This window comes from Mergibacter septicus (assembly GCF_003265225.1).
In the GTDB taxonomy this organism is placed as follows: domain Bacteria; phylum Pseudomonadota; class Gammaproteobacteria; order Enterobacterales; family Pasteurellaceae; genus Mergibacter; species Mergibacter septicus.
In genome coordinates, this window is record NZ_CP022013.1 from 1,617,446 (window position 1) to 1,642,816 (window position 25,371).

Consider the following 25,371-nt stretch of genomic DNA (forward strand, 5'->3'; position numbering starts at 1 on the left):
GAGTTAAATTTATAGTGATATTAAATAATGCCAATTTCTCTCTCTCATACCATCATAAAAAATGAAACCGAGCTATTAACTAAAGCTAAACATCTCGCTGGGCTAACTTTTGCCGAAGTCGCACACATCTTCCATCTACCAATACCACCTAATTTAAAACGAGATAAAGGCTGGGTTGGCATGCTATTAGAAACTGCATTAGGGGCAAAAGCAGGCAGTAAGCCCGAACAAGATTTTGTTGAATTGGGGATTGAATTAAAAACAATTCCAGTGAATAGTCAAGGATACCCATTGGAAACCACTTTTGTTAGCCTTGCACCTTTAATCGAAAATAGTGGGATTATCTGGCAACATTCCCATGTCCGTTATAAATTATCAAAAGTACTTTGGATTCCAGTTGAAGGGGAACGCTCAATTCCTTTAGCACAACGAAAAATAGGTATGCCTATTTTATGGCAACCAACTAGCGAGCAAGAAGCACGATTACAAAAAGATTGGGAAGAACTAATGGATTTAATTGTTCTTGGAAAAGTAAAAAGCATCACAGCAACAATAGGTGAAGTATTACAATTACGTCCTAAAGGTAGAAATGCACAAGCCCTAACACGAGCAATCGGACAAAGTGGTGAAATAATAGAAACCTTGCCTCTTGGTTTCTATTTGCGTAAATCCTTTACTGCTGAAATATTACAAAACTTCACAAACATAACTTAAATTAATAGTTTTTATTATTGCGTTATTACTACAAGCAACATCTTAATACTCATAAAAAAATAGGTGCTAATCATAATTAGCACCTATTAATTAGAGTTAAGTTTTATTATTTAGCAAGCGGCGGATAATTATTCCAAACCGTGGTTAGGCTTGTAAAAATAGGATTAATTTGATGCTTAAATACCGCACTGTGAAGAATATCTGTTGGATATTCAAACCCATTTTTACCATCTTGAGGTGTCACTGATTCATTTTTCAAACGAAAAACCTTCACATTTTTTGGTAATTTATTTTCAAGACCAGAGGCTTTAAATTTTGCCCAACTACGATCTCCATAAGGTTCTGGTGCTTTATCATCGTCCATAATAAACAAATACAGATGCTGAGTTGTTGCGGCTAACTGCGGCAAATATTTCTGTAATTCATCTATCCGTGGCATAATTAACAAAATTTCAGCACTCTTTTTCATCTGAACCAATTTACCTGTATCTGGTAATACAAAACCTTGGGCAGCAAACTCTAATGTTGCATCAGCTTCATAACGATCAAACATATACACAATTGGCACCCAAGGATTTTCTGTTGCTGTCTCATATTTTGACTTTGATTTAATAAAATTAACATCAATAGCCGCATGAGCTACACTAGAGATACCTAAGAATAAAACTAAGCAGAATAATTTAATAACTTTCATTTAACTTCCTTAATTCTGATAAAGTAAATAAACTAACTTCGATTGGATAAAGTATATAGCAACGCCCATTCCAAGATCAAATTTACCACCTATGTTGTTGTGTAAAACAAAAAGTCAGCAAATGCAAAATTAGTGAGATTAATGCGCTTCATCCCAATTATCGCCAACGCCAACATCAACAATCAAAGGGACATTTAAGGTTGCTGCATTTTGCATAGCGTGCTTAATTAATGCAGTATAATGTTCAACCTGCTCTTCTTTAACCTCAAACACCAACTCATCATGCACTTGCATTACCATTCTAATATCAGTTTTATTACATAATTGCTTATCCAACTCTATCATTGCTCGCTTAATAATATCAGCGGCTGTGCCTTGCATTGGTGCATTAATTGCAACACGTTCAGCGGCTTTACGTCTAATCGCATTACTTGATTGAATATCGGGTAAATACAATCTGCGACCAAATAAAGTTTCAACATAACCTTTCTCTTTCGCTTTCTCACGAATATCAACCATAAACTGCTGTACCCCTGGATAACGTTGAAAATAGCGATCAATATATTCCTGTGCTTGATTACGTCCAATCCCTAATTGTTGAGCTAAACCAAATGAACTCATACCATAAATTAAACCAAAATTAATCGCTTTTGCACTACGGCGTTGTTCATTACTAACCTGTTCTAAAGGAAGATCAAAAATCTCTGCAGCCGTTGCTTGATGGATATCTTTCCCTTGAGCAAAAGCCTCTAATAACCCTTGATCACCAGATAACTGTGCCATAATACGCAATTCAATTTGTGAATAATCTGCCGCCACAATTTTATACCCTTTTTCTGCGATAAAGGCTTGACGAATCCGACGCCCTTCCTGATTTCGAATAGGGATATTTTGTAAATTTGGATCTGAAGAAGAAAGACGCCCTGTCGCTGTTACCGCTTGATGATAAGAGGTATGCACTCTTTGTGTATTCGGATCAACCATTAAAGGCAATTTATCGGTATAAGTTGACTTTAACTTACTCAATCCTCGATATTCAACTAGTACTCTTGGCAATTCATGCTCTAAAGCTAATTCTTCTAATACTTCTTCACTGGTAGAAGGTGCACCTTTTGGCGTTTTCTTAATAACAGGCAATCCTAATTGAGTAAATAAAATGTCTTGTAATTGTTTGGTTGACGCTAAATTAAAAGTTTGTCCTGCTAATTGGTGTGCTTTTTGCTCTAATTCAGTTAAACGTACCGCCAACTCATTTGAATGTTGTTCAAGTAAATCTGTGTCAATTTTTACGCCATAACGCTCCATTCTTGATAGTACGCTAACTAATGGCATTTCCATTTGATGGAATAATTCACTCAATTTAGGTTCTTGTTCTAAACGTTTCGATAACGTTTGATGCAGTTTCATAGTAATATCCGCATCTTCTGCTGCATATTCTGTCGCTTGACTTAACTCAATTTGATCGAAAGTTAATTGATTTTTACCTTTACCTGCAATCTCCTCAAAAGTAATGGTTTTATATCCTAAATAGCGTAAAGCTAAATCATCCATATTATGACGACCAGTACTCTCTAACAAATAAGACTCTAACATTGTATCAAAAGCAATGCCTTGTAATATGATCCCATAACGAGCAAAAATCGTCTGATCATATTTAATATTCTGCCCAACTTTTTTAATTTCTGTATTTTCTAAAATAGGTCTTAGCTGCTCTAGGGTTTCAGTAATGGGCAGCTGTACAGGCACATCTAAATAACGGTGTTGTAAAGGTAAATAACTTGCCTCACCATTTTCTAATGCAAAAGAAATCCCCACTAACTCCGCTTGCATATAATTCAAACTGGTCGTTTCAGTATCAATTGCTATTAATTTAGCTTGCTTTAACTTCTCTAACCATAACGCTAAATCTTCTGCTGTTAAAATCATCTGATATTGACTGCGATCTAACTGAAGAGAAACTGGCTTAACCTCACTTACATTATTAGTTTCAGTTTCAGCTTGAATGGCAGATTTTAGGGAATGATTTGTTATATCCCCTGTTAAAATTTCATTTAACCAGCGTTTAAACTGATAACGTCCATAATATTCTATTAAAAGATCATTATTTGCTGGTGATAACACTAACTCTTGTGTTGTTACTCCTAATTCAACATCAGTCTTAATTGTCGCTAACTGATAGGATAATTCCGCATCCGCCTTAGCCGCTAATAACTTCTCCCCTAATTTTTTTGCCCCTCGAATTGGTAGCCTTGCTACTTTATCTAAGTTTGCATAAATTTCTGCTACCCCACCAATTCCTTGCAATAATCCTAATGCTGTTTTTTCTCCAACACCTGCAACTCCCGGAATATTATCCGAACTATCTCCCATTAATGCGAGAAAATCGATCACTAATTCAGGCGGTATACCATATTTATCATTCACACCTTGCTGATCTAATAAAGTATCCGTCATTGTATTGATAAGCATAATATGTTGATCTACTAGCTGTGCCATATCTTTATCGCCTGTACTGATCAATACATTCTGCCCCTTCGCTGACGCTTGTTTTGCTAAAGTACCAATCACATCATCTGCTTCTACGCCTTCAACAACGAGTAAAGGCAATCCCATTGCCCGAATAATCTGATGTAAAGGCTCTATCTGTTGACGTAACTCAGAAGGCATTGGTGGGCGATGCGACTTATATTCTGCATACATTTTATCTCGAAAAGTTTTTCCTTTCGCATCAAACACCACTGCCATATGAGTGGGCTGTACTTGGGCAATCAAACTTTTCAACATATTTAACACCCCATACATTGCCCCAGTAGGCTCGCCAGCAGAATTTGTTAAAGAAGGAAAAACATTAAAAGCCCGATAAAGATAGGAAGAACCATCCACTAACACTAATGGATTTTCTGCAATTTTAGCCATAATTAAATTCTCAACTAGTCAAATAAAATAGATATGATGATAACAAAAAATCTAAAGGAGGTGCTAGTTTCTGCTGATACTATGAAAAACCAACTAAAATTTAAACTAATCCATCAATTTAATGAATTAAATTGATCTAAAAAATTGATAAAACTACGCCGTTGATCATTAGTTAAACTTTGCCAATGCTGCTCTAATCTCAATTTTAAATCATCTGTTTGCAATGGTACAGGTTGCTTCTGTTGAATCCATAAATCTTCAGATTCACAATCTAAAAAAACCAGCTAATTGGCGTTTCTATTGGGAAATATTGAATTTTTTCCTAAAAAATAATATAATTCAAAGAATAAATTATGAAAAGTTAAAATTTTATATAAAATTCAATAACAAATATTATAAATAACAATTCAAAGCATTTTTATAAAAATTGCAAGCCACCATCAACTAACATTTCTAACATTAAACCTAAATTATAATATCGAATAAATATCTTTAATCTTAATTTTTAAAGATATTTATTAATGTTATTTTTAATTTAAAAATATCCTATTCAAGGTAATATAGAAAAACTATGAAGAAAAAAATACAAATATTCTTATCCTCTGCACTATTAATAACATCTCCAGAAATTGTCATAAGTGCAAATACTTTTGAAGTAAAAATTCCGGGAAAATCTGGGGAATTTAATCAAGAAGAAGCGTTAAATACAATTAATCAATGGCGTAAACTAGCAATTGAAAATGATTATTTTGGGCTAAGAACCTTATATGGGAATAATTTTGTAGAAATTAAATATAGCTCTCATTTAGAAGACGCAGCAAAAGAACGTGCAGCAGAAGCTTCTATTTTTCCTGAACATTGGAAGTTAGATGGAAGTAGCCCTAAATATGGAGAAATATTAGCTTGGAATGCTGGAAGTGGAATCAATGATAGTGCTAGTGTGATTGGTGGTCTTAACTCTTGGATTAAAGAGAAGAATAATTATGAAAAGAATAAAGCAAAATATGATAAAGAAGGAAAACAAGGCAAACTCTTTACTACCGATCCTGAGGTAGGGCATTTTTATTCATTAATCGATCCTAAAAATAAATCTATCGGTTTAGCTAGTTACAAAGCAGATTTAGCTATAACAAAAAATCCTGGTAGTAGTGCAGGTATAGAATATACTTGGGGAGCGGTAGCTGGAGCACTTTCTAGAGAAGATACAACAAAATTAGCCAAAGCAACAGAAGCAAAAAATATTAATGATTTGATTTTTAAAGTCAAAACAACAGGGATTAAAAATCTTAAATTAGATAAATTAACCTTAGAATTACCTGATGCATTGGGAACAAAAGATCAAGGAAGTGCAAATGCTACTATAAATATTAATGGAGAATATGGTGGTTCTTGGATTACAACAGTTCCGATAATTTTTAATAGTAAAGAGTGGACTTCATCTGATGCAAAAATTATTACTATCGGAAATAATGGAGAATTAAAACCATTAAAAGCAGGAACAGCAACGATAACCCTTAATTTAGGTGATGGATTAACTGCCAGTAAGGAAATCACCGTAAAAGATGGAAATGTAACCGTTGATGAAATGTATCCATTTTTAAAGCCAGAGAAGAAAAAAGCAGAAGAAAAAATTGAGCAAATAGGTGAAGTATCTTTTAGTTATGAGCTAATAGATAAATATAAACAAAAAATTGCCAATGCAAAAAGTATAGGTGCAATACAAAGTATTGTTACAGAAGCTGAAGTAGAGGCAAAAAATTTAAATATAATTGCTAAAGATAAAGAGAAAGTTCTGCAAGCTTTAAATAATTACTATACAACAAAATACCCTGGATTTTTATTTAATACGGATCCTAATCAATTTCAAGATGCATATAAAGCCATTCATGAAATGGAAGCTGCAAAATCTTTAGCTGAAATGAAAGCATTATATGAAAAACATACAAAAAAACCATTTTCAGACACGGGCGTGGAGATACCAGTAGAAACACCAGAATTACCAACTGAAGCAGATAAAAATTTAAAACCTGATCCAACAGAAGAAAAAGATACGAATGATAATACTAATGGTGATATTGAAAATGAAAATTCAAACAATCAAGCAGATAAAGTAACAGATGGAGACAACACAACACCAGTTCCAGATGATGAAAAAGAAAATGATAGTTCTAATTCAAATTCTTCAACAGAAACAGAAGAGGTAAAATCAAACTTTATTAAAAAACTAGAGCAAATAGATAGAGAAAGCAAAGATTTTACTATTAGTAGATTATTACTTCTGCAAAATTTTGAGATTGACAATAGTCGCCTTAATAAATTAATCAAGAAAACAGAAACAGGTATTTGGGTAACATTAGATAATAATCAATTTAAATATAAAAATAACTCTGTTAATTCAAATGGCATCACTGTTGGATATGACAAAAAAATAAAATCTACTACTATTGGTATTTTAGCTTCTTATAAAATAGGAAAAGTTAAAAGTTTATTACCTTATAATCCCTATAATATCTTTAATGAGAAAAATAATAGTTTTTCTACAGGTATTTACGGAATACATAGAATAGGAAATTTCTATGCAGGTGGATTATTAAATTATCAAGTAATAAAAATTAAAGGTATAAAAAAATTCTATAGTGGGAATGCTACATTACAAGGTGGTTATACAATTAATATAAAAAATAATATTAGTATTTCACCACAAATAAATGTAGCAGTATCTAGAATAAAATCTGGAATTTTAAATAAATATACAAATGCTAATAGTATTGGAACAAGCTTAAATATTAATTATACGCCTTCAAATACCTTTATGTTTGGTATCAGCACTGGAATACATAGAGTAAAAATTGGAGAGATGAAAGGATATTATCCAGAAAGTATAGATAAAAATATGAGTTCAAATTTAGATATACGTTATGACAATAATATATCTACCAGTATTCAAATCACGCCTTTATTCAATATAGAAGGAACTTTAGGATATACAAAATATCAAAAATCAAAACTTGCTGGAATATCTTACGGTATTCAGGTCAATTATAAGTTTTAAAGTTGATACTATAAAATATAAAAAAACCTGTATTTAAAAATACAGGTTTTTTTCTAATGTATTTATTTAATCAATACTATCTAATTCTTTCGTATCAAATTGAATAGCTGGTGTAACTTGTGTGGCTTTTCCATCACTCACTTTAAATTTTAAATTTTGAAAATAAGCTTCTCGGAAAATGATATAAGGATCTTGTGCTTGAGACAATAAAGCATCTTGTTCTAACAATTCTGCACGCTTATTAATACTTTGAATACCACCTTTTAATAAACTCCAAGGTCCCAACAAAGATAAAGCTGGATAAGTATAGTCAACTAATCGACCTAGATCTTGACGTGGTGTGAAGGCACCATAACCTGGCAACATAATATAAGAACCTGTACCAACTCCATAATAGCCCAACGTATCACCAAAACTTCTTTCTCCATCAATTTTTAAGGAATCAACATAATCAGACCAATTAATTAAACCGCCCAAACCAAATACAGTATCTAAAATAAAACGATTTAAATGAATAACTGATAATCTTACATTCCCTTCTAGAAGGCGATTAACCATACTTGCTGGTTCATCAAGATTATTCGCTACATTGAGCAAGCCAGTTTTAATTGGCGATGGAACATAATTTCGCCAGCCTTGAGCAACTGGACGTAAAACATAAGGATCTAATAAATAATAATTCACATTCCACATTGAACGATTAAACCGTTCTAACTGTGAGTTATTATTAGTATTTGAATTATCAGGAGTAATAGAAGAACAAGCTGTCAATCCAAATATACTGACCAGAAAGATAAAAAGCGTATATAACCTTGCTGTTTTATTCATAAATAAACTACCATTTTCGTTACTTAGGCTGAAATAAAGGAATATTCTAATAAAAACTGATTTTAACTACAAAAAAATTATCTTTCCCTATTTCCTACTTTTTATTCTTCTTCAGCAAAAAACACTTGCTTTCAATTGCATAAATATTCATATTATTAGCATATTTTTTCATTTTAACTTTAAACTTGTTTTTCAGTTTTTGCTTAATTAGAATACTACGATTTTATTTAGCTACGGCTAAATAACTATTCAGACACGATTTAGCTAGTTAAATGCAATAACATTTTGCTAAGTTGTGGTTAATGAACATTCGTAAGTGTTCAACCCGTAAAATTATTACTAGGAGTAATGTATGTCTGAACCTGCCATTTTAGTCCTTGCTGATGGTTCTATTTTCTATGGAAAATCAATTGGTTATTCTGGTGATACAGTTGGAGAAGTTGTTTTTAATACTTCAATGACTGGTTATCAAGAAATTTTAACTGATCCTTCTTATACTAAACAAATCGTTACACTCACTTACCCTCATATTGGCAATACTGGTGTCAATACTGAAGATTGTGAATCACATCAAGTTTCTGCTGCGGGATTAATTATTCGAGATTTACCATTAATTTATAGTAACTTTCGTAGCCAACAAAGCCTCAGTGATTATTTAAAACAACATAAAATTGTAGCCATAGCCGATATTGATACCCGTCGCCTTACCCGACTGTTACGGGATAAAGGGACACAAGCAGGGTGTATTATGGCTGGTCACATCGATCCTGAAAAAGCATTAAAACTCGCTCAACGTTTTGGTAATATGTCTGGCAAAGATTTAGCAAAAGAAATAAGCTGTCATGAACCTTACCAGTGGCAACAAGGGGAATGGCAATTAGGAATTGGCTATCACCAACAAACTACTCCTCACTTACATGTTGTTGCATATGATTTTGGCGTAAAACACAATATTTTACGTATGCTCGCACAACGTGGTTGCCGTTTAACCGTTGTTCCGGCAACAACACCCGCTGAAGAGGTTTTAAAACTCAATCCAGATGGTATTTTCCTCTCTAATGGTCCAGGTGACCCTGAACCTTGTACTTATGCAATTAACAATATTCAACAACTATTAACAACTAAAAAACCGATTTTTGGTATTTGTCTTGGACATCAACTCTTAGGCTTAGCGGTAGGGGCTAAAACTAAAAAAATGCCTTTTGGACACCACGGAGCTAACCATCCTGTTGAAGATCTCAGTAACAAAAAAGTATTAATTACCAGTCAAAATCATGGTTTTGAAGTAGATGAAAAGAGTTTACCTGCAACAGTTCAAGTTACTCATCGCTCTCTATTTGATGGTTCAGTTCAGGGAATAGAATTAATTCATCAACCCGCATTTTCATTCCAAGGGCATCCTGAAGCGAGTCCGGGTCCCCAAGATATTGATTATCTGTTTGATAAATTTATTCACTATATGGAACAAAACCAAATTACGCAAAAAAACTAAAACTAGACAACATCAGTAAATCTTAAAGAGAGAAAATACTATGCCAAAACGTACAGATATAAAAAGTATTTTAATTATTGGTGCTGGTCCAATCGTTATTGGGCAAGCTTGTGAATTCGATTATTCAGGGGCTCAAGCTTGTAAAGCGTTGCGTGAAGAAGGGTATAAAGTAATACTCGTTAACTCAAATCCTGCAACCATTATGACCGATCCAAATATGGCAGATGTCACTTATATAGAACCTATTCGTTGGCAAACTGTCGCACAAATTATTGAAAAAGAACGCCCAGATGCAATTCTGCCAACAATGGGTGGACAAACTGCCCTAAATTGTGCTCTTGATCTATCGCAACAAGGTATTTTAAAAAAATATCAAGTTGAGCTTATTGGAGCAACCGAAGACGCTATTGATAAAGCCGAAGATCGTGGACGTTTTAAGCAAGCAATGGAAAAAATTGGCTTAAATACCCCAAAATCTTTTGTCTGCCATAGCTTAGAGGAAGCTTGGCAAGCCCAACAACAAATTGGCTTTCCAACGTTGATCCGTCCATCTTTTACAATGGGAGGCAGTGGTGGTGGAATTGCCTATAATCGTGAAGAATTTCAAGCAATCTGTGAACGTGGCTTTGAAATATCACCAACACACGAATTATTAATTGAACAATCAGTGCTAGGTTGGAAAGAATATGAAATGGAAGTTGTGCGAGATAAAGCAGATAACTGCATTATCGTTTGTTCAATTGAAAATCTTGATCCAATGGGCGTACATACAGGGGATTCCATCACGGTAGCACCAGCTCAAACATTAACAGATAAAGAATATCAAATAATGCGAAATGCCTCTTTAGCGGTATTAAGAGAAATCGGTGTTGACACTGGTGGTTCTAATGTTCAATTTGCGATTAATCCAGATAATGGAGAAATGATTGTGATTGAAATGAATCCTCGGGTTAGTCGTTCTTCAGCATTAGCATCAAAAGCGACAGGTTTTCCTATTGCAAAAGTTGCAGCAAAATTAGCCGTTGGTTATACACTCAACGAACTTCGTAATGATATCACTGGTGGTGTAATTCCTGCTTCTTTTGAACCTGCAATTGATTATGTTGTCACCAAAATTCCTCGTTTTGCTTTTGAAAAATTCCCACAAGCAGATAATCGTCTCACCACCCAAATGAAATCAGTCGGTGAAGTAATGGCTATGGGACGCACTTTTCAGGAATCATTACAAAAAGCTCTACGTAGCTTAGAAACAGGTCTTTGTGGTTTCCAGATGAAAAGTAATAATATTGAACAACTTCGTCACGAAATAGCAAATCCAGGACCTGAACGCTTATTGTTTGTTGCAGATGCTTTTGCCCAAGGTTGGTCGGTAGAAGAAGTCCATCGTTATTCTAAAATAGATCGCTGGTTTTTAGTTCAAATTCAAGATTTAGTTCTTGAAGAATTAGCACTTGAACAAAAAAATATCACTGATCTTGATCATTTTGAATTACGCCGCTTAAAACGTAAAGGCTTTTCAGATAAACGAATTGCACAATTAATAAATGTACAAGAAAATGAAATTCGTCAATTAAGATTTGCCTTAAACTTGCACCCTGTTTACAAAAGAGTTGATACCTGTGCAGGTGAATTTCATTCAGATATAGCCTACCTTTATTCTTGTTATGAAGAAGAATGTGAAGCCCAACCTAGCCAAAATAAAAAAATTATGATTTTAGGTGGAGGGCCAAATCGAATAGGGCAAGGCATTGAATTTGATTACTGCTGTGTTCATGCTGCTTTAGCCTTAAAAGAATCTGGTTTTGAAACTATTATGGTTAATTGTAACCCAGAGACCGTTTCTACCGACTTTGATACCTCTGATCGCCTTTATTTTGAACCTCTTACTTTAGAAGATGTTCTCGAAATAGTACATGTAGAACAACCTTATGGTGTGATAGTTCATTACGGTGGACAAACCCCATTAAAACTTGCAAATGCTCTCCAGCAAAATGGTGTGAAAATTATCGGTACATCGGCAAATAGTATCGATCTCGCAGAAGATCGCGAACGTTTTCAACACGTTTTACATCAATTAAATTTAAAACAACCCGCCAATTGCATTGCACGTAATACCGACGAAGCTTGCAAACTCGCTCAACAAGTTGGTTATCCTCTGGTTGTTCGCCCTTCTTATGTTCTAGGCGGACGGGCGATGCAAATTGTGTATAATGATCAACAACTACAACAATATATGCGAGAAGCCGTTCAAGTTTCTGAAGATAGCCCAATCTTACTTGATCACTTTCTTAATAATGCAATCGAAGTGGATGTTGACTGCATTTGTGATGGTGAACAAGTTTTCATTGGTGGTATTATGCAACATATTGAACAAGCTGGAATTCATAGCGGAGATTCCGCCTGTTCACTCCCTCCATATTCCCTTAATGAGACACTACAACAGGAAATTCGCCGCCAAACTATTACAATGGCAAAAGCATTAAATGTTATTGGATTAATGAATGTTCAATTTGCAGTACAAAATCAACAAGTCTATGTTCTAGAAGTTAATCCAAGAGCCTCTCGTACTGTACCATTCGTTAGTAAAGCAACGGGAATTCCACTTGCTAAGATTGCGGCTCGTGTGATGGCAGGAATCTCTTTACAACAACAAGCTGTCACTGAAACAACGCCTACTCTCTATTATGTTAAAGAAGCCGTATTTCCATTTATTAAATTCCCTGGCATAGATCCAATTTTAAGCCCAGAAATGCGCTCAACTGGTGAAGTAATGGGAATTGGAAAAACCTTCTCCGAAGCTTACTTAAAAGCACAATTAAGTGCAGGTGAAAAAATTCCAAATGGTGGTAAAGTCTTTATTTCTGTTGATGATCAAGATAAAGCCGAAATAGTCCCTTTAGTTCAACAACTACAAAGTTTTGGATATGGTATTTGTGCTACTTTTGGTACAGCAAATTATTTAAAAAGCCAAGGCATTAATGTTCAAACAATAAATAAAGTTCGAGAAGGGCGACCGCACATTATTGATGCGATCAAAAATAATGATATTGCTATTATCATCAATACAATTGATGGCAAACCTGAATCTGTAATAGATAGCCAATCTATCCGCAGTAAAGCATTGCAATATCGAATTCCAATTTACACCACACTTGCTGGTGGTAAAGCAATTGTTGAAGGGATCAAAAGTCTAAATAAAATGGCAATTTATCCTCTACAAGAAATTCATTAAAGATATTTTATATAAGAGCAAATCTATATTTGCTCTTTTTTATATCATCAATTAGAGCATTTAGATAACTTGTTTCGTGCATTCAAAAAAGTAGCAAAAAATAAAAAAGACTATTTCTAATAAAATTAGAAATAGTCTAAAAAACTAACATAATTTTTCTAAATTAAAGAAAAAACCTGATAATAATACAACTATTTGAAAAAACCAGATTCTTTTTTAACTCTCGCTTCCCCTTCTTTAATCAGAAGCGTTTCTGTTCCTTTTGAAATATTTCGTCGAGCATCTGCATCTGATTGAATTACATCAGTTTTAGCAGCTTCTCTTTTCAATTCTTGCTCAATAAAATCATCTTCTCTTTTAACTCTTGCTTTTTTTCTTTCTAACTCTAATTTCATAGCTTCAAGTTGTAAAAGCCTTAATAGATCTTCATAAGCTTGATCTCTTCTTTTATCAGCTATATATTCCTTATAGGCTCTTTCCTCTTTTTCTTTTGCTTCACGTTTTGCTTTTTCTTTAGCTTGTTCTATTGCTTTTTTTCCTGCCTCTTCTGCAGCAACAACCGCTGATAAATCAGCGGTAGCAATATTAGATATAAAAAGAGATAGTGCTAATACATTATTAAATTTCATAATTTATCCTAATTTTATATATTACTTACTCTTAGGGCTAGGGCATTCAGCATTTGGCTGAATTCTTGTTTCATTTTTCTTGGTTGTAATCACCAATGCAATCCCTTCTTTAAATTGACATCTTTTACCAGCTTGAGTAGAGGTATAAACTTTATTTCCTTCTCGATAAGTTAAACTCACACCTTCAACTATAACTTTATCTTTAACTAAAGCAGTACCTAAAGCTCCTGCAGCTGTACCAGCTATAGCACCAGCTACTGCCCCTGCATCACTAGACTGATAACCAATAACAGCACCTGTAACACCACTTAAAATAGCACCAAAAGTTTGAACTGCTTGCTTCTGTTCCTTATTATCTACTGCTACTTTTGCTTTAATTATAGAAAGAATACGAACTGTTCTTGTCTCTTGTTTAGTATTTAGTTGAGTTGCATCATATACATCTGCACCAAGATCTTCCCCACTCGTCACACAACCAGCTAATATTAAACTAGCAAACAAAGTAATGATAAATTTTTTCATAAAATCCTCTTAAAAAATAAATTAAGATAAAAAATTTTAATAGAGTATAAATAAAGATCAATTATATTTTTCATTAAATTAAATATAACTATTTTAAAATACACTAAATACTTTCTATTATATTCACTAGCTATAAAAAAAGCACAAACTTATGTTTGTGCTTTTCTCTCTAATTTGATTAACCCCGGCGGTACCCTACTCTCACATAGGGAGACCCTACACTACCATCGGCATCACAGCGTTTCACTTCTGAGTTCGGCAAGGTATCAGGTGGTACCACTGCATTATGACCACCGGGAAAATTCTTTTTATCTTGTTGTTTTTTGTTTATTATTTGTTGTTTCGTTATTTTTTGTTCTTTGTTTTTTTAGCCACAAGCTTCAAGAGTACCCACTCCCCAAAACATTTGAGCGTTGTATGGTTAAGCCTCTCGGGCAATTAGTACGGGTTAGCTCAATGTATCACTACACTTACACACCCCGCCTATCTACGTCTTAGTCTTAAACAACCCTTACAGTCTTATAGACTGGGAGAACTCATCTCTTGGCAAGTTTCGTGCTTAGATGCTTTCAGCACTTATCTCTTCCGCACTTAGCTACCGGGCAATGCGTCTGGCGACACAACCCGAACACCAGCGGTGCGTTCACTCCGGTCCTCTCGTACTAGGAGCAACCCCAATCAATTCTCCAACGCCCACGGCAGATAGGGACCGAACTGTCTCACGACGTTCTAAACCCAGCTCGCGTACCACTTTAAATGGCGAACAGCCATACCCTTGGGACCTACTTCAGCCCCAGGATGTGATGAGCCGACATCGAGGTGCCAAACACCGCCGTCGATATGAACTCTTGGGCGGTATCAGCCTGTTATCCCCGGAGTACCTTTTATCCGTTGAGCGATGGCCCTTCCATGCAGAACCACCGGATCACTATGACCTGCTTTCGCACCTGCTCGACGTGTCTGTCTCGCAGTCAAGCTTGCTTATACCATTGTACTAACCTCACGATGTCCGACCGTGATTAGCAAACCTTCGTACTCCTCCGTTACACTTTGGGAGGAGACCGCCCCAGTCAAACTACCCACCAGACACTGTCCGAGCACCTGTGCGGGTGCTTCGTTAGAACATCAAACGTTAAAGGGTGGTATTTCAAGGTTGACTCCAACAAGACTGGCGTCTCATCTTCATTGTCTCCCACCTATCCTACACATTAAAATTCAATGTTCAGTGTCAAGCTATAGTAAAGGTTCACGGGGTCTTTCCGTCTAGCCGCGGGTACACCGCATCTTCACGGCGATTTCAATTTCACTGAGTCTCGGGTGGAGACAGCCTGGCCATCATTACGCCATTCGTGCAGGTCGGAACTTACCCGACAAGGAATTTCGCTACCTTAGGACCGTTATAGTTACGGCCGCCGTTTACTGGGGCTTCGATCAGATGCGTCTCTTGCGATAACATCATCAATTAACCTTCCAGCACCGGGCAGGCGTCACACCCTATACGTCCACTTTCGTGTTTGCAGAGTGCTGTGTTTTTAATAAACAGTTGCAGCCAGCTGGTCACTTCGACTGGTTCATGCTCCATTCGCGAAGAACTTCACACTACGCCAGCGCACCTTCTCCCGAAGTTACGGTGCTATTTTGCCTAGTTCCTTCACCCGAGTTCTCTCAAGCGCCTGAGTATTCTCTACCTGACCACCTGTGTCGGTTTTCAGTACGGTTTAGATAAACCTGAAGCTTAGTGGCTTTTCCTGGAAGTGTGGTATCAGTTACTTCAACACCTTAGTGTCTCGTCATCATTTCTCAGTGTTAGCGGTGAACCGGATTTGCCTAGTTCACCCACCTACCAACTTAAACGTACATATCCAGCAGTACGCTAACCTAACCTACTCCGTCCCCACATCGCAGTTTATCCAAGTACGGGAATATTAACCCGTTTCCCATCGACTACGCTTTTCAGCCTCGCCTTAGGGGCCGACTCACCCTGCCCCGATTAACGTTGGACAGGAACCCTTGGTCTTCCGGCGAGGGGGTTTTTCACCCCCTTTATCGTTACTTATGTCAGCATTCGCACTTGTGATACCTCCAGCAAACCTCTCGATTCACCTTCAACGGCTTACACAACGCTCCCCTACCCAACAGACAGATGTCTGATGCCGCAGCTTCGGTGCTATATTTAGCCCCGTTACATCTTCCGCGCAGGCCGACTCGACTAGTGAGCTATTACGCTTTCTTTAAATGGTGGCTGCTTCTAAGCCAACATCCTAGCTGTCTAAGCCTTCCCACTTCGTTTCCCACTTAATATAGACTTGGGGACCTTAGCTGGCGGTCTGGGTTGTTTCCCTCTCCACGACGGACGTTAGCACCCGCCGTGTGTCTCCTGAACATTACTCTTTGGTATTCGGAGTTTGCATCGGGTTGGTAAGCCGGGATGGCCCCCTAGCCGAAACAGTGCTCTACCCCCAAAGGTATTCATTCAAGGCTCTACCTAAATAGATTTCGGGGAGAACCAGCTATCTCCCGGTTTGATTGGCCTTTCACCCCCAGCCACAAGTCATCCGCTACTTTTTCAACAGTAGTCGGTTCGGTCCTCCAGTTAGTGTTACCCAACCTTCAACCTGCCCATGGCTAGATCACCGGGTTTCGGGTCTATACCTTGCAACTTATCGCCCAGTTAAGACTCGGTTTCCCTTCGGCTCCCTTATTCAGTTAACCTTGCTACAAAATATAAGTCGCTGACCCATTATACAAAAGGTACGCAGTCACCCCTAAAAGGGGCTCCCACTGCTTGTACGTACACGGTTTCAGGTTCTATTTCACTCCGTTCGCCACGGTTCTTTTCGCCTTTCCCTCACGGTACTGGTTCACTATCGGTCAATCAGGAGTATTTAGCCTTGGAGGATGGTCCCCCCATCTTCAAACAGGATATCACGTGTCCCGCTCTACTTGTTGTTAGCTTAGTACCATAATAACGCTTTCAAATACGGGACTATCACCCTCTTTGGTTTGGCTTTCCAGCCACTTCTTTTAGCTTTATTATTATCTCTAACGGCTCTTCCGCGTTCGCTCGCCGCTACTGACGGAATCTCGGTTGATTTCTTTTCCTCGGGGTACTTAGATGTTTCAGTTCTCCCGGTTTGCCTTCCTTTGCTATGGATTCACAAAGGAATGATAGATTCTTCATCTATCGGGTTTCCCCATTCGGATATCGTGGGATGATAGCGCCTCTTATCGACTCTCCCACGCTTTTCGCAGATTTGCACGTCCTTCTTCGCCTCTGATTGCCTAGGCATCCACCGTGTACGCTTTGTCACTTAACCATACAACCTCAAATGCTTTGATTTACTTTGCCTTTGTGGTTGATGCTTATCAGAAGTATCGCCTTTCGCTTCAACACTTCTTCTCTCAAATACTTCACAACCTCTCGGTCGCTTGAGTACTCTTCTCGTTTCTTTGCTTGTGTCTAAATTTTTAAAGAACAATGTATCGTAAAGATACCGTCAAATGGCGTCCCCACGGGGATTCGAACCCCGGTTACCGCCGTGAAAGGGCGATGTCCTAGGCCTCTAGACGATGGGGACACATTTGACGATACCCTTCTTTACTTCCCATCAAACAATCTGTGTGAGCACCCAAAGACCTCTTTTCGGTAAGGAGGTGATCCAACCGCAGGTTCCCCTACGGTTACCTTGTTACGACTTCACCCCAGTCATGAATCATACCGTGGTAAACGCCCCCCTCGCAGTTAAGCTATCTACTTCTGGTACAACCCACTCCCATGGTGTGACGGGCGGTGTGTACAAGGCCCGGGAACGTATTCACCGCGACATTCTGATTCGCGATTACTAGCGATTCCGACTTCATGGAGTCGAGTTGCAGACTCCAATCCGGACTACGACGCACTTTCTGGGGTTCGCTCCACTTCGCAGCTTCGCCTCCCTCTGTATACGCCATTGTAGCACGTGTGTAGCCCTACTCGTAAGGGCCATGATGACTTGACGTCATCCCCACCTTCCTCCGGTTTGTCACCGGCAGTCTCCTTTGAGTTCCCGACCTAATCGCTGGCAACAAAGGATAAGGGTTGCGCTCGTTGCGGGACTTAACCCAACATTTCACAACACGAGCTGACGACAGCCATGCAGCACCTGTCTCTAAGCTCCCGAAGGCACAGTCTTATCTCTAAGACCTTCTTAGGATGTCAAGAGTAGGTAAGGTTCTTCGCGTTGCATCGAATTAAACCACATGCTCCACCGCTTGTGCGGGCCCCCGTCAATTCATTTGAGTTTTAACCTTGCGGCCGTACTCCCCAGGCGGTCGATTTATCACGTTAGCTACGAGAGCCAGAACTATGTCCAACCCCCAAATCGACATCGTTTACAGCGTGGACTACCAGGGTATCTAATCCTGTTTGCTCCCCACGCTTTCGCACATGAGCGTCAGTTCTTGTCCAAGGGGCCGCCTTCGCCTCCGGTATTCCTCCACATCTCTACGCATTTCACCGCTACACGTGGAATTCTACCCCTCTCTACAAAACTCTAGATGAACAGTCTGAAATGCAGTTCCCAGGTTAAGCCCAGGGCTTTCACATCTCACTTATCCATCCGCCTGCGTGCCCTTTACGCCCAGTTATTCCGATTAACGCTCGCACCCTCCGTATTACCGCGGCTGCTGGCACGGAGTTAGCCGGTGCTTCTTCTGTGACTAACGTCAATTGCATTATCTATTAAACAATACACCTTCCTCATCACCGAAAGAACTTTACAACCCGAAGGCCTTCTTCATTCACGCGGCATGGCTGCGTCAGGGTTCCCCCCATTGCGCAATATTCCCCACTGCTGCCTCCCGTAGGAGTCTGGGCCGTGTCTCAGTCCCAGTGTGGCTGGCCATCCTCTCAGACCAGCTAGAGATCGTCGGCTTGGTAGGCCCTTACCCCACCAACTACCTAATCTCACTTGGGCTCATCTTATGGCAAGTGGCAAAAAGTCCCACCCTTTAATCTCTCGATACTATGCGGTATTAGCCATCGTTTCCAATGGTTATCCCCCTCCATAAGCCAGATTCCCAAGCTTTACTCACCCGTCCGCCACTCGTCAGCATAAGTACAAGTACTTACCTGCTACCGTTCGACTTGCATGTGTTAAGCCTGCCGCCAGCGTTCAATCTGAGCCATGATCAAACTCTTCAATTTAATCTTTTTAATCTTTCAATTCTTGAATCGACATCCGCTCTTACTGACTTCTTCTTCAGCACTCTCGGACGCCTCAACGCCTCCAAGTGCCCACACAGATTGTCTGATGATTTTTTAAAGAACATTATCTCAAGCCTCGCTTGAGAGAGCGAGGTCGCATATTCTACTTACTTACCTTACCACTGTCAACAACGTTTAATTAAAAAAATAAAAACTTTTTCTAATTTAAACAATAATCAAGATTTTTCAATTAATCTTTTTTACTGTTTTCCTGCCGTCGTTGCGTGAGGCGGCATTATAGAGATTTTTATTTGTCTTGCAAGGCTTTTTTATAATTTTTTTTATTTTTTTTCGTGTTTGATGTTTTTTATAACAACTTGTTCTTTTTATAAACTTTTTATTAAGAAAGCCACACTGATTTAATAAACAATGTGTGGCTTCAGAATAAATTATTGTTATTTTTGTAATAGATGTCTAATTGCCAAAATCAGCCCACCCCAGATGATGATTAACGCAACCATCATCATTAAAATTGCACTTGCACTCATTATTATTCTCCTTCTACTTTTGTAATTTGAGCCACTGGTCCATCTTGTAATGCAACAATTAAACCTTCTGCTTCTCTTTCTTCAATTACCGCTTGATCTAATTGTCGATCTAAAATAGGTGGTGAAATAGGTGAACCATCAATATCATGTTCATTCAATGCAGAATGTGCTGACCATTTAACTTTAGACAACAAATAAGCGATTACAATCAATCCTATCGCCATTCCCCAACCAAAAGTATTAACAAACCAACTTGGGTAACCACCATATCCTTCAGAAATACGCTTAACTGCTTCTGTAATTAAAATATATCCCAAAATAACAGGTGTAATACCACCAATAAATAACTGCCATTTTCTACCCAACTTGAAAGATCCTGTTGCATTTAAATGATTACGCAAACTTGGTAACGCACTTAATCCAGCAACCAAGACTATTGTTGACACTAAAGTAGCAGCTACAATACCAAAATTATTTACAAAAGAATCTGCAACATCTAATAATGATAATCCTGTTGTTGTTGGGAATAACAAAATTGAAATAATTGCCATTGGAATACAAGTAACTAAAGTTGCTTTTACTCGTTTCATTCCTAATTTATCTTGAACAGAGGAAATCACTACTTCAAGAATTGAAATTAAAGAACTTAAACCTGCAAAAACCAAAGAACCGAAGAATAAAATTCCGATTATCTGACCAGCTGGTGCTTGAGATATAATAGTTGGAAATGCAATAAAGGCTAAACCGATACCAGAAGTGGCTACTTCAGATACACCTTTTCCAGAGATTGAAGCCATAAAACCTAAAGCAGCAAAAACACCTATACCAGCAAGAATTTCAAAACTACTATTCGCAAAAGCAACGACTAATCCAGAGCCTGTTAAATCCTCTTTTTTCTTTAAATAAGAGGCGTAGGTTAACATAATTCCAAAGCCAACGGATAAAGAGAAGAAAATCTGCCCGTAAGCCGCTACCCAAACTGATGCATCTGTTAATTTTGACCAATTTGGTGTGAAGAGTGTATTTAATCCATTTGCCGCACCCGGTAATGTTAACGAAATAGCAACTAAAACTAAGAACATTACAATTAACAATGGAATAAAAATAGACGATGATCTCGCTAATCCTTTTTGAATACCTAAAGCAAGAATACCAATTACAATAACCCAAACAGCAACCAAAGGTAATGTAACCCCTTGTACAAAATCAAACGATACTCCCGCATCTTGTGACATTTTCAAATATTGCCCAAAGAAAAATCCAGATGGATCACTTCCCCACGCCTGATCAATAGAAAAATAGGTGTAACAAATTGCCCATCCAATGATTACAGCATAATAACAACCTATAACAACATTAATCAGTACTTGCCACCAACCAATCGTCTCCATACCACTAAATAAACGACGATATGCTAAAGGTGGGGAGCCACGGAATTTATGCCCAATCGCATAATCTAAAAATAGTAGCGGAATACCTGCAGTCAATAATGCCACAACATAAGGAATAATAAATGCACCACCACCATTATCATAAGCAACATATGGAAAACGCCAAATATTTCCTAATCCAACCGCAGATCCTACTGCAGCAAAAATAAATGCTCGACGACTAGAAAAAGTCTCTCGAACACTAGTAACTGGCTTGCTCATATCTCTATCCTCTTTTTTATTTTTATAATTTACCCAAACCTAACAATAAAGGTTCTATATCAACTATAATTAATCTTAATTTACAGTCAATATAAAAATAACAGATCATATTGATAAATAAGGATTTTTTGAGGATTTTAAAGAATTTTTTCAGTATATAATTCTAGAAAATTAATATTTTTCAGATTTTTAAATTGCTAAATTTTAGCTAATCTAGATATAAAAAATGATAAACTTACACTCTTTAGAATTCTTAACTTTTTCACATAAAAACTCTATCATTATGGTAAAAAAATTAAAATCTGTTAATTTTTTAAGCATTTTTGATTAAAAAATTCAATTTTAAGTAAAAATAATAATTTACAACTTAAAATCACGACATATTTTTAGCAAGAGCTGATCACAACAACGATCTAACAAACGATATGTTTCATCAAAATCTTTTGTGTACCAAGGATCAGGAATATGATCTTTAGGTAAATCTTGACATAATGTTGTTATTTTAAAAATTTTCTGATGTTGTCCGAATAATTGTTCTAAATCCTTGAGATTACTCTCATCCATTGCGATTAGATAATGGTATTTTTGAATATCTTCTTTACTTACCTGACGACTACGAAAACCATTACTCTCAATTTGATGGCGTTCTAATAACTCTGCCGTACCACAATGCATTGTTTCGCCATTATGCCAACCTGATGTACCCGCACTACTAATAGAAAAATATTTGCTTAACCCCGCTTTTTTCACCTTATCTTTAAAAATAAATTCTGCCATCGGCGAACGGCAAATATTACCAAGACAAACAAATAACACCGCTATCTGCTGCATATATCCTCCTTATTTCATTATTGACAATCCGTGATCTTAGCAAATTGATCAGCAAATTCTTCTACCTGCTGCCAGTTTGTATATTCTACTTCCTTAGTAGGATTCGTTTCACCACCAGTTAACCACATAATAAAACGGATCATCGTCCGATCAAATAAACTATATCTTGGGTAAAATAATGCTCCCGCAAAAACAGCAACTAATTTTGGCTGCCAAGCGATCTTTGCCAATAATTTTCGTGTATAAACATTGGTTTCTGGACTATTTTTTCCTGCTTTACGTGCAGTTAGATTAACACTAAAAAAAGCACTAATTTTTTGATTTAAGATCTCACTATTTTGTTGAATAAAATAACTTAACTGTGGATGAAATTTCCCATAACGAATAGAAGCACCAATCAAAATTCGATCAAAAATAGCAAGCTCTGAATCGGTTACATCAATCAAATTTCGCAATGTCACTTGCTCTGTCTTTTCCAATTGTGTAGCAATCTTTTCTGCAATCTTTTTAGTTTGTCCATCATAACTAAGATATAAAATTAAGGTTTTCATACTTCAAACTCTATTAAGGTTCAATTTTTGTTAAAGTAAGCTGTCCTGCAGACATATTTTGTAATGTAAGTTCAAAACTTGGGCGTTGTTGTTCTATTATCCCAAGTGTTAGCCTAACCACCTCAGTAAAATCTTGGTGATACAGTTCAACTTGATACTGTGGAATAATCGCCAAAATCCGATTTAACTGTTCATAAGAACAAACCAGTTGGTAATCACTTCTTTCAATTTTGATCTCTGTTTGAGCCAGTTTTAATGCCTGTTGTACGCCATTTCCATAAGCTCTCACTAAGCCACCTGTTCCGAGTAGAACACCACCAAAATAACGTACACTCACCACACTAATTTCTCCAATACCACTCCCAATTAAGGCGTTTAGCATTGGTTTTCCTGCTGTACCAGTTGGCTCTCCATCATCAGAAAAACCATATTGTCCACTGTCTTGCGGTCGCCCTGCAACGGTTGCCCAACAATGATGACGAGCTGTTGGATAAGTCTCTCGCATCTCTTGCCAAAAAGCTCTAGCTTCTGCCAAGCCATTTACTCGCCGCAGATAAGTAATAAAGCGACTTTTTTTAATTTCTTCTTCAAAAACAACAGGATTTTTTAAAACAGGGTATTGCATAATAATTTTTTAATTCATTATAAGTTAACATCGCATATTATTGGTTAGGTAATTGATCAATCGCTAATGCTGCCTGTTCTGTGAGATTTTCCGCACCAGTTTCTCGCATCACAATATTATCTTCCGTTCTAATTCCACCGTATTGTTTAAACTGTTCAATTTGTTGCCAATTAAATTTGGCACTTAATGCAGAATTTCGCCAAGGTTCAAGCAGCATATCAATAAAATAAAATCCCGGTTCAATCGTTAAAACCATATTTGGTACCAAATCTCGAGTACAACGTAAACTAGGATAAATGGTAGGTGGGGCTTTGTGTGTACCTCGCTCATTTTGTAAAAATCCACCAACATCATGTACTTGCAAGCCTAAACAATGCCCTAAACCATGAGGAAAAAAACTGCGACTAATACCTTGATCAAAAATTTGATCGACTGAAAGTTTAACTAAACCACTTTCATACAATAATTCCGCAATATTTTGCTGCATTTGAGTATGGTAACTTAAATAGTTATAACCAACTTGCATTTCAGCAATAATCTCTCGCTTATATTTCTCCATTTTCTGGATTAATTCAGCAAACTCACTTGCTGAATCAAAAGCATAAGTGCGAGTCAAATCTGAGGCATAGCCATTTACTTGTGTACCCGCATCAAATAAAAAACTCAAGGATTGCTTCGGTGGTTCACGCTGTAAACGGTTATAATGCAAAATTGCCGCATGTTGATTGATTGCAACAATACTTTGATAAGGCACCTCATAATCCGTCTGTTGCGTAGCATATAAATACGCAAGATTAATCTCAAATTCACTTTTCCCCTCTAAAAAGGCTTGTTTAGCCGCATAATGTCCAACCAACGCACTTTCTTGAGCTTGACGAATACAAGCAATTTCATATTCAGTCTTGATAGCACGATGATAGTCTATATAATTCAATAATTTCCGCTGATTGATCGCTGTAAACCCAAGTTCAGTTGCAAGAGAAATATCTTCACCAATGTAAGCAAAATGTTCTACATCTTTGATCTGATTTTTAATTTCTGATAACTCAGTTATAATAATCCATTCAAAACAATCACACCAAAATAGCTCTGGTTTTGACTCAAAACAATGCCAATAATCTTGAGGTGTATAATAATAGAGTTTTGGTTTATTTATCCCATCAACAAAAAGCCAACTTTCCACGGCATTAGTAAGTGGAACAAAATACTTAAAATACGGATTTATTTTAAAAGGTTGAACTTGGTCATCAAGAAAATGATTGTGTTCAATCCCTGCATGAATCCAAACACCATCTAGATGACAACGAGAAAGTGCTTGTTGAAAATATTGTTGTACTTGATCGAGATGCTGTTGAAATAATTTTTTCATCAAAACGACCTTTAAGGTATGATAAATTGATAACGAATTAACGAGATATTATGATATGACCGAATTTATGATTACGCAAACGTTAGATACTTGTGGATTACGTTGTCCCGAACCCGTTATGTTAGTTAGAAAAGCGGTGAGATCCTTACAAGACGGCGATATTTTATTAGTTATTGCTGATGATCCTGCAACAACTCGAGATATTCCAGGATTTTGTAAATTTATGGATCATACTTTATTACAACAAGAAAATACCACTCCACCATATCGTTATTGGCTACAAAAAGGAAAAAGCTAATCTATTTAATCAGATCTTTCTCAGAGAGACTTTAAAAAAGATTTGGCGGAAGGTAATGGGAGTCGAACCCACCCAAGATTGCTGGCAACCTTAACAGGATTTGAAGTCCTGCCGTTTCACCGGAAACGCCGACCTTCCTTCAATATGAAAAGAATGGCTATTTTACTCAAAAATCTCAAGAAAAAAAGTACTATTTCTTAATGAAAACAGCAGAATAATGGGTTAAAACATCT

At 37.0% G+C, this 25,371-nt stretch carries 16 protein-coding genes, 2 tRNA genes and 3 rRNA genes; 5 read left to right on the forward strand and 16 right to left on the reverse strand.

Annotation, left to right across the window (positions count from 1 at the left end; genetic code table 11):
- Positions 1 to 27 precede the first annotated feature (27 nt).
- Positions 28 to 714: a DNA mismatch repair endonuclease MutH gene (gene mutH / locus CEP47_RS07595; RefSeq protein ID WP_261920207.1), complete on the forward strand. Its 687-nt coding sequence runs from the start codon at positions 28 to 30 to the stop codon at positions 712 to 714.
- 106 nt (positions 715 to 820) lie between these two features.
- Here mutH and CEP47_RS07600 read toward each other — a convergent pair whose 3' ends face one another.
- Together CEP47_RS07600 and polA are read right to left on the reverse strand one after the other, a co-directional pair.
- Positions 821 to 1,408, reverse strand: a complete 588-nt coding sequence (locus CEP47_RS07600) for a hypothetical protein (RefSeq protein ID WP_261920206.1) — start codon at positions 1,406 to 1,408, stop codon at positions 821 to 823.
- Between the two features lie 138 nt (positions 1,409 to 1,546).
- Positions 1,547 to 4,324 (reverse strand): DNA polymerase I, encoded by a 2,778-nt coding sequence (gene polA, locus CEP47_RS07605; RefSeq protein ID WP_261920205.1) that lies wholly within the window; start codon positions 4,322 to 4,324, stop codon positions 1,547 to 1,549.
- A 571-nt stretch (positions 4,325 to 4,895) separates the two neighbouring features.
- On the opposite strand from polA, the gene CEP47_RS07610 reads away from it, so the two are divergent.
- Positions 4,896 to 7,376, forward strand: a complete 2,481-nt coding sequence (locus CEP47_RS07610; RefSeq protein ID WP_261920204.1) for an autotransporter domain-containing protein — start codon at positions 4,896 to 4,898, stop codon at positions 7,374 to 7,376.
- A 66-nt stretch (positions 7,377 to 7,442) separates the two neighbouring features.
- Here the strand turns inward: CEP47_RS07610 and CEP47_RS07615 are convergent, their stop codons facing one another.
- Positions 7,443 to 8,204: an MlaA family lipoprotein gene (locus CEP47_RS07615; RefSeq protein ID WP_261920203.1), complete on the reverse strand. Its 762-nt coding sequence runs from the start codon at positions 8,202 to 8,204 to the stop codon at positions 7,443 to 7,445.
- 352 nt (positions 8,205 to 8,556) lie between these two features.
- On the opposite strand from CEP47_RS07615, the gene carA reads away from it, so the two are divergent.
- A complete protein-coding gene (gene carA / locus CEP47_RS07620) occupies positions 8,557 to 9,696 on the forward strand; it encodes a glutamine-hydrolyzing carbamoyl-phosphate synthase small subunit (protein WP_261920202.1) in 1,140 nt (379 codons plus the stop codon).
- A gap of 40 nt (positions 9,697 to 9,736) precedes the next feature.
- Entirely contained in the window at positions 9,737 to 12,928 is a 3,192-nt protein-coding gene (carB, locus tag CEP47_RS07625; protein ID WP_261920201.1) for a carbamoyl-phosphate synthase large subunit, read from the forward strand.
- A 191-nt stretch (positions 12,929 to 13,119) separates the two neighbouring features.
- On the opposite strand, the gene CEP47_RS07630 is transcribed toward carB, so the two are convergent.
- The 12 genes from CEP47_RS07630 to pepQ form a co-directional block, all read right to left on the reverse strand.
- A complete protein-coding gene (locus tag CEP47_RS07630; RefSeq protein WP_261920200.1) occupies positions 13,120 to 13,557 on the reverse strand; it encodes a DUF5384 family protein in 438 nt (145 codons plus the stop codon).
- A gap of 21 nt (positions 13,558 to 13,578) precedes the next feature.
- Complete coding sequence (locus CEP47_RS07635) at positions 13,579 to 14,079, reverse strand: hypothetical protein (protein WP_261920199.1); 501 nt, start codon at positions 14,077 to 14,079, stop codon at positions 13,579 to 13,581.
- Between the two features lie 182 nt (positions 14,080 to 14,261).
- Positions 14,262 to 14,377, reverse strand: a 5S ribosomal RNA gene (gene rrf / locus CEP47_RS07640).
- 119 nt (positions 14,378 to 14,496) lie between these two features.
- Positions 14,497 to 17,396, reverse strand: a 23S ribosomal RNA gene (locus CEP47_RS07645).
- A 185-nt stretch (positions 17,397 to 17,581) separates the two neighbouring features.
- Positions 17,582 to 17,657: transfer RNA gene (locus CEP47_RS07650), tRNA-Glu, on the reverse strand.
- 69 nt (positions 17,658 to 17,726) lie between these two features.
- A 16S ribosomal RNA gene (locus tag CEP47_RS07655) occupies positions 17,727 to 19,264 on the reverse strand.
- Together the 16S, 23S and 5S rRNA genes with 1 tRNA gene alongside form the textbook arrangement of a ribosomal RNA operon.
- A 455-nt stretch (positions 19,265 to 19,719) precedes the next feature.
- Positions 19,720 to 19,812, reverse strand: a complete 93-nt coding sequence (locus CEP47_RS07660; RefSeq protein WP_261920198.1) for a methionine/alanine import family NSS transporter small subunit — start codon at positions 19,810 to 19,812, stop codon at positions 19,720 to 19,722.
- A 2-nt stretch (positions 19,813 to 19,814) separates the two neighbouring features.
- The gene (locus CEP47_RS07665; protein ID WP_261920197.1) at positions 19,815 to 21,464 is read right to left on the reverse strand and encodes a sodium-dependent transporter; all 1,650 of its coding nucleotides are present in this window, start codon (positions 21,462 to 21,464) and stop codon (positions 19,815 to 19,817) included.
- Between the two features lie 360 nt (positions 21,465 to 21,824).
- Positions 21,825 to 22,295 carry a low molecular weight protein-tyrosine-phosphatase gene (locus tag CEP47_RS07670; protein WP_261920196.1) on the reverse strand — a complete coding sequence of 157 codons (471 nt, stop codon included), beginning with the start codon at positions 22,293 to 22,295 and terminating at the stop codon, positions 21,825 to 21,827.
- Positions 22,296 to 22,312: 17 nt separating this feature from the next.
- Positions 22,313 to 22,846, reverse strand: coding sequence for a menaquinone-dependent protoporphyrinogen IX dehydrogenase (hemG, locus tag CEP47_RS07675; RefSeq protein ID WP_261920195.1), 534 nt, complete (start codon positions 22,844 to 22,846; stop codon positions 22,313 to 22,315).
- Between the two features lie 13 nt (positions 22,847 to 22,859).
- Positions 22,860 to 23,474 (reverse strand): YigZ family protein, encoded by a 615-nt coding sequence (locus tag CEP47_RS07680; RefSeq protein ID WP_261921041.1) that lies wholly within the window; start codon positions 23,472 to 23,474, stop codon positions 22,860 to 22,862.
- A 34-nt stretch (positions 23,475 to 23,508) separates the two neighbouring features.
- Entirely contained in the window at positions 23,509 to 24,840 is a 1,332-nt protein-coding gene (gene pepQ, locus CEP47_RS07685; RefSeq protein ID WP_261920194.1) for a Xaa-Pro dipeptidase, read from the reverse strand.
- Positions 24,841 to 24,895: 55 nt separating this feature from the next.
- Here pepQ and tusA point away from each other — a divergent pair, with 55 nt between their 5' ends.
- Positions 24,896 to 25,138: a sulfurtransferase TusA gene (tusA, locus tag CEP47_RS07690; protein ID WP_261920193.1), complete on the forward strand. Its 243-nt coding sequence runs from the start codon at positions 24,896 to 24,898 to the stop codon at positions 25,136 to 25,138.
- 43 nt (positions 25,139 to 25,181) lie between these two features.
- Here the strand turns inward: tusA and CEP47_RS07695 are convergent.
- Positions 25,182 to 25,276 (reverse strand) — tRNA-Sec (locus tag CEP47_RS07695).
- Positions 25,277 to 25,371 lie beyond the last annotated feature (95 nt).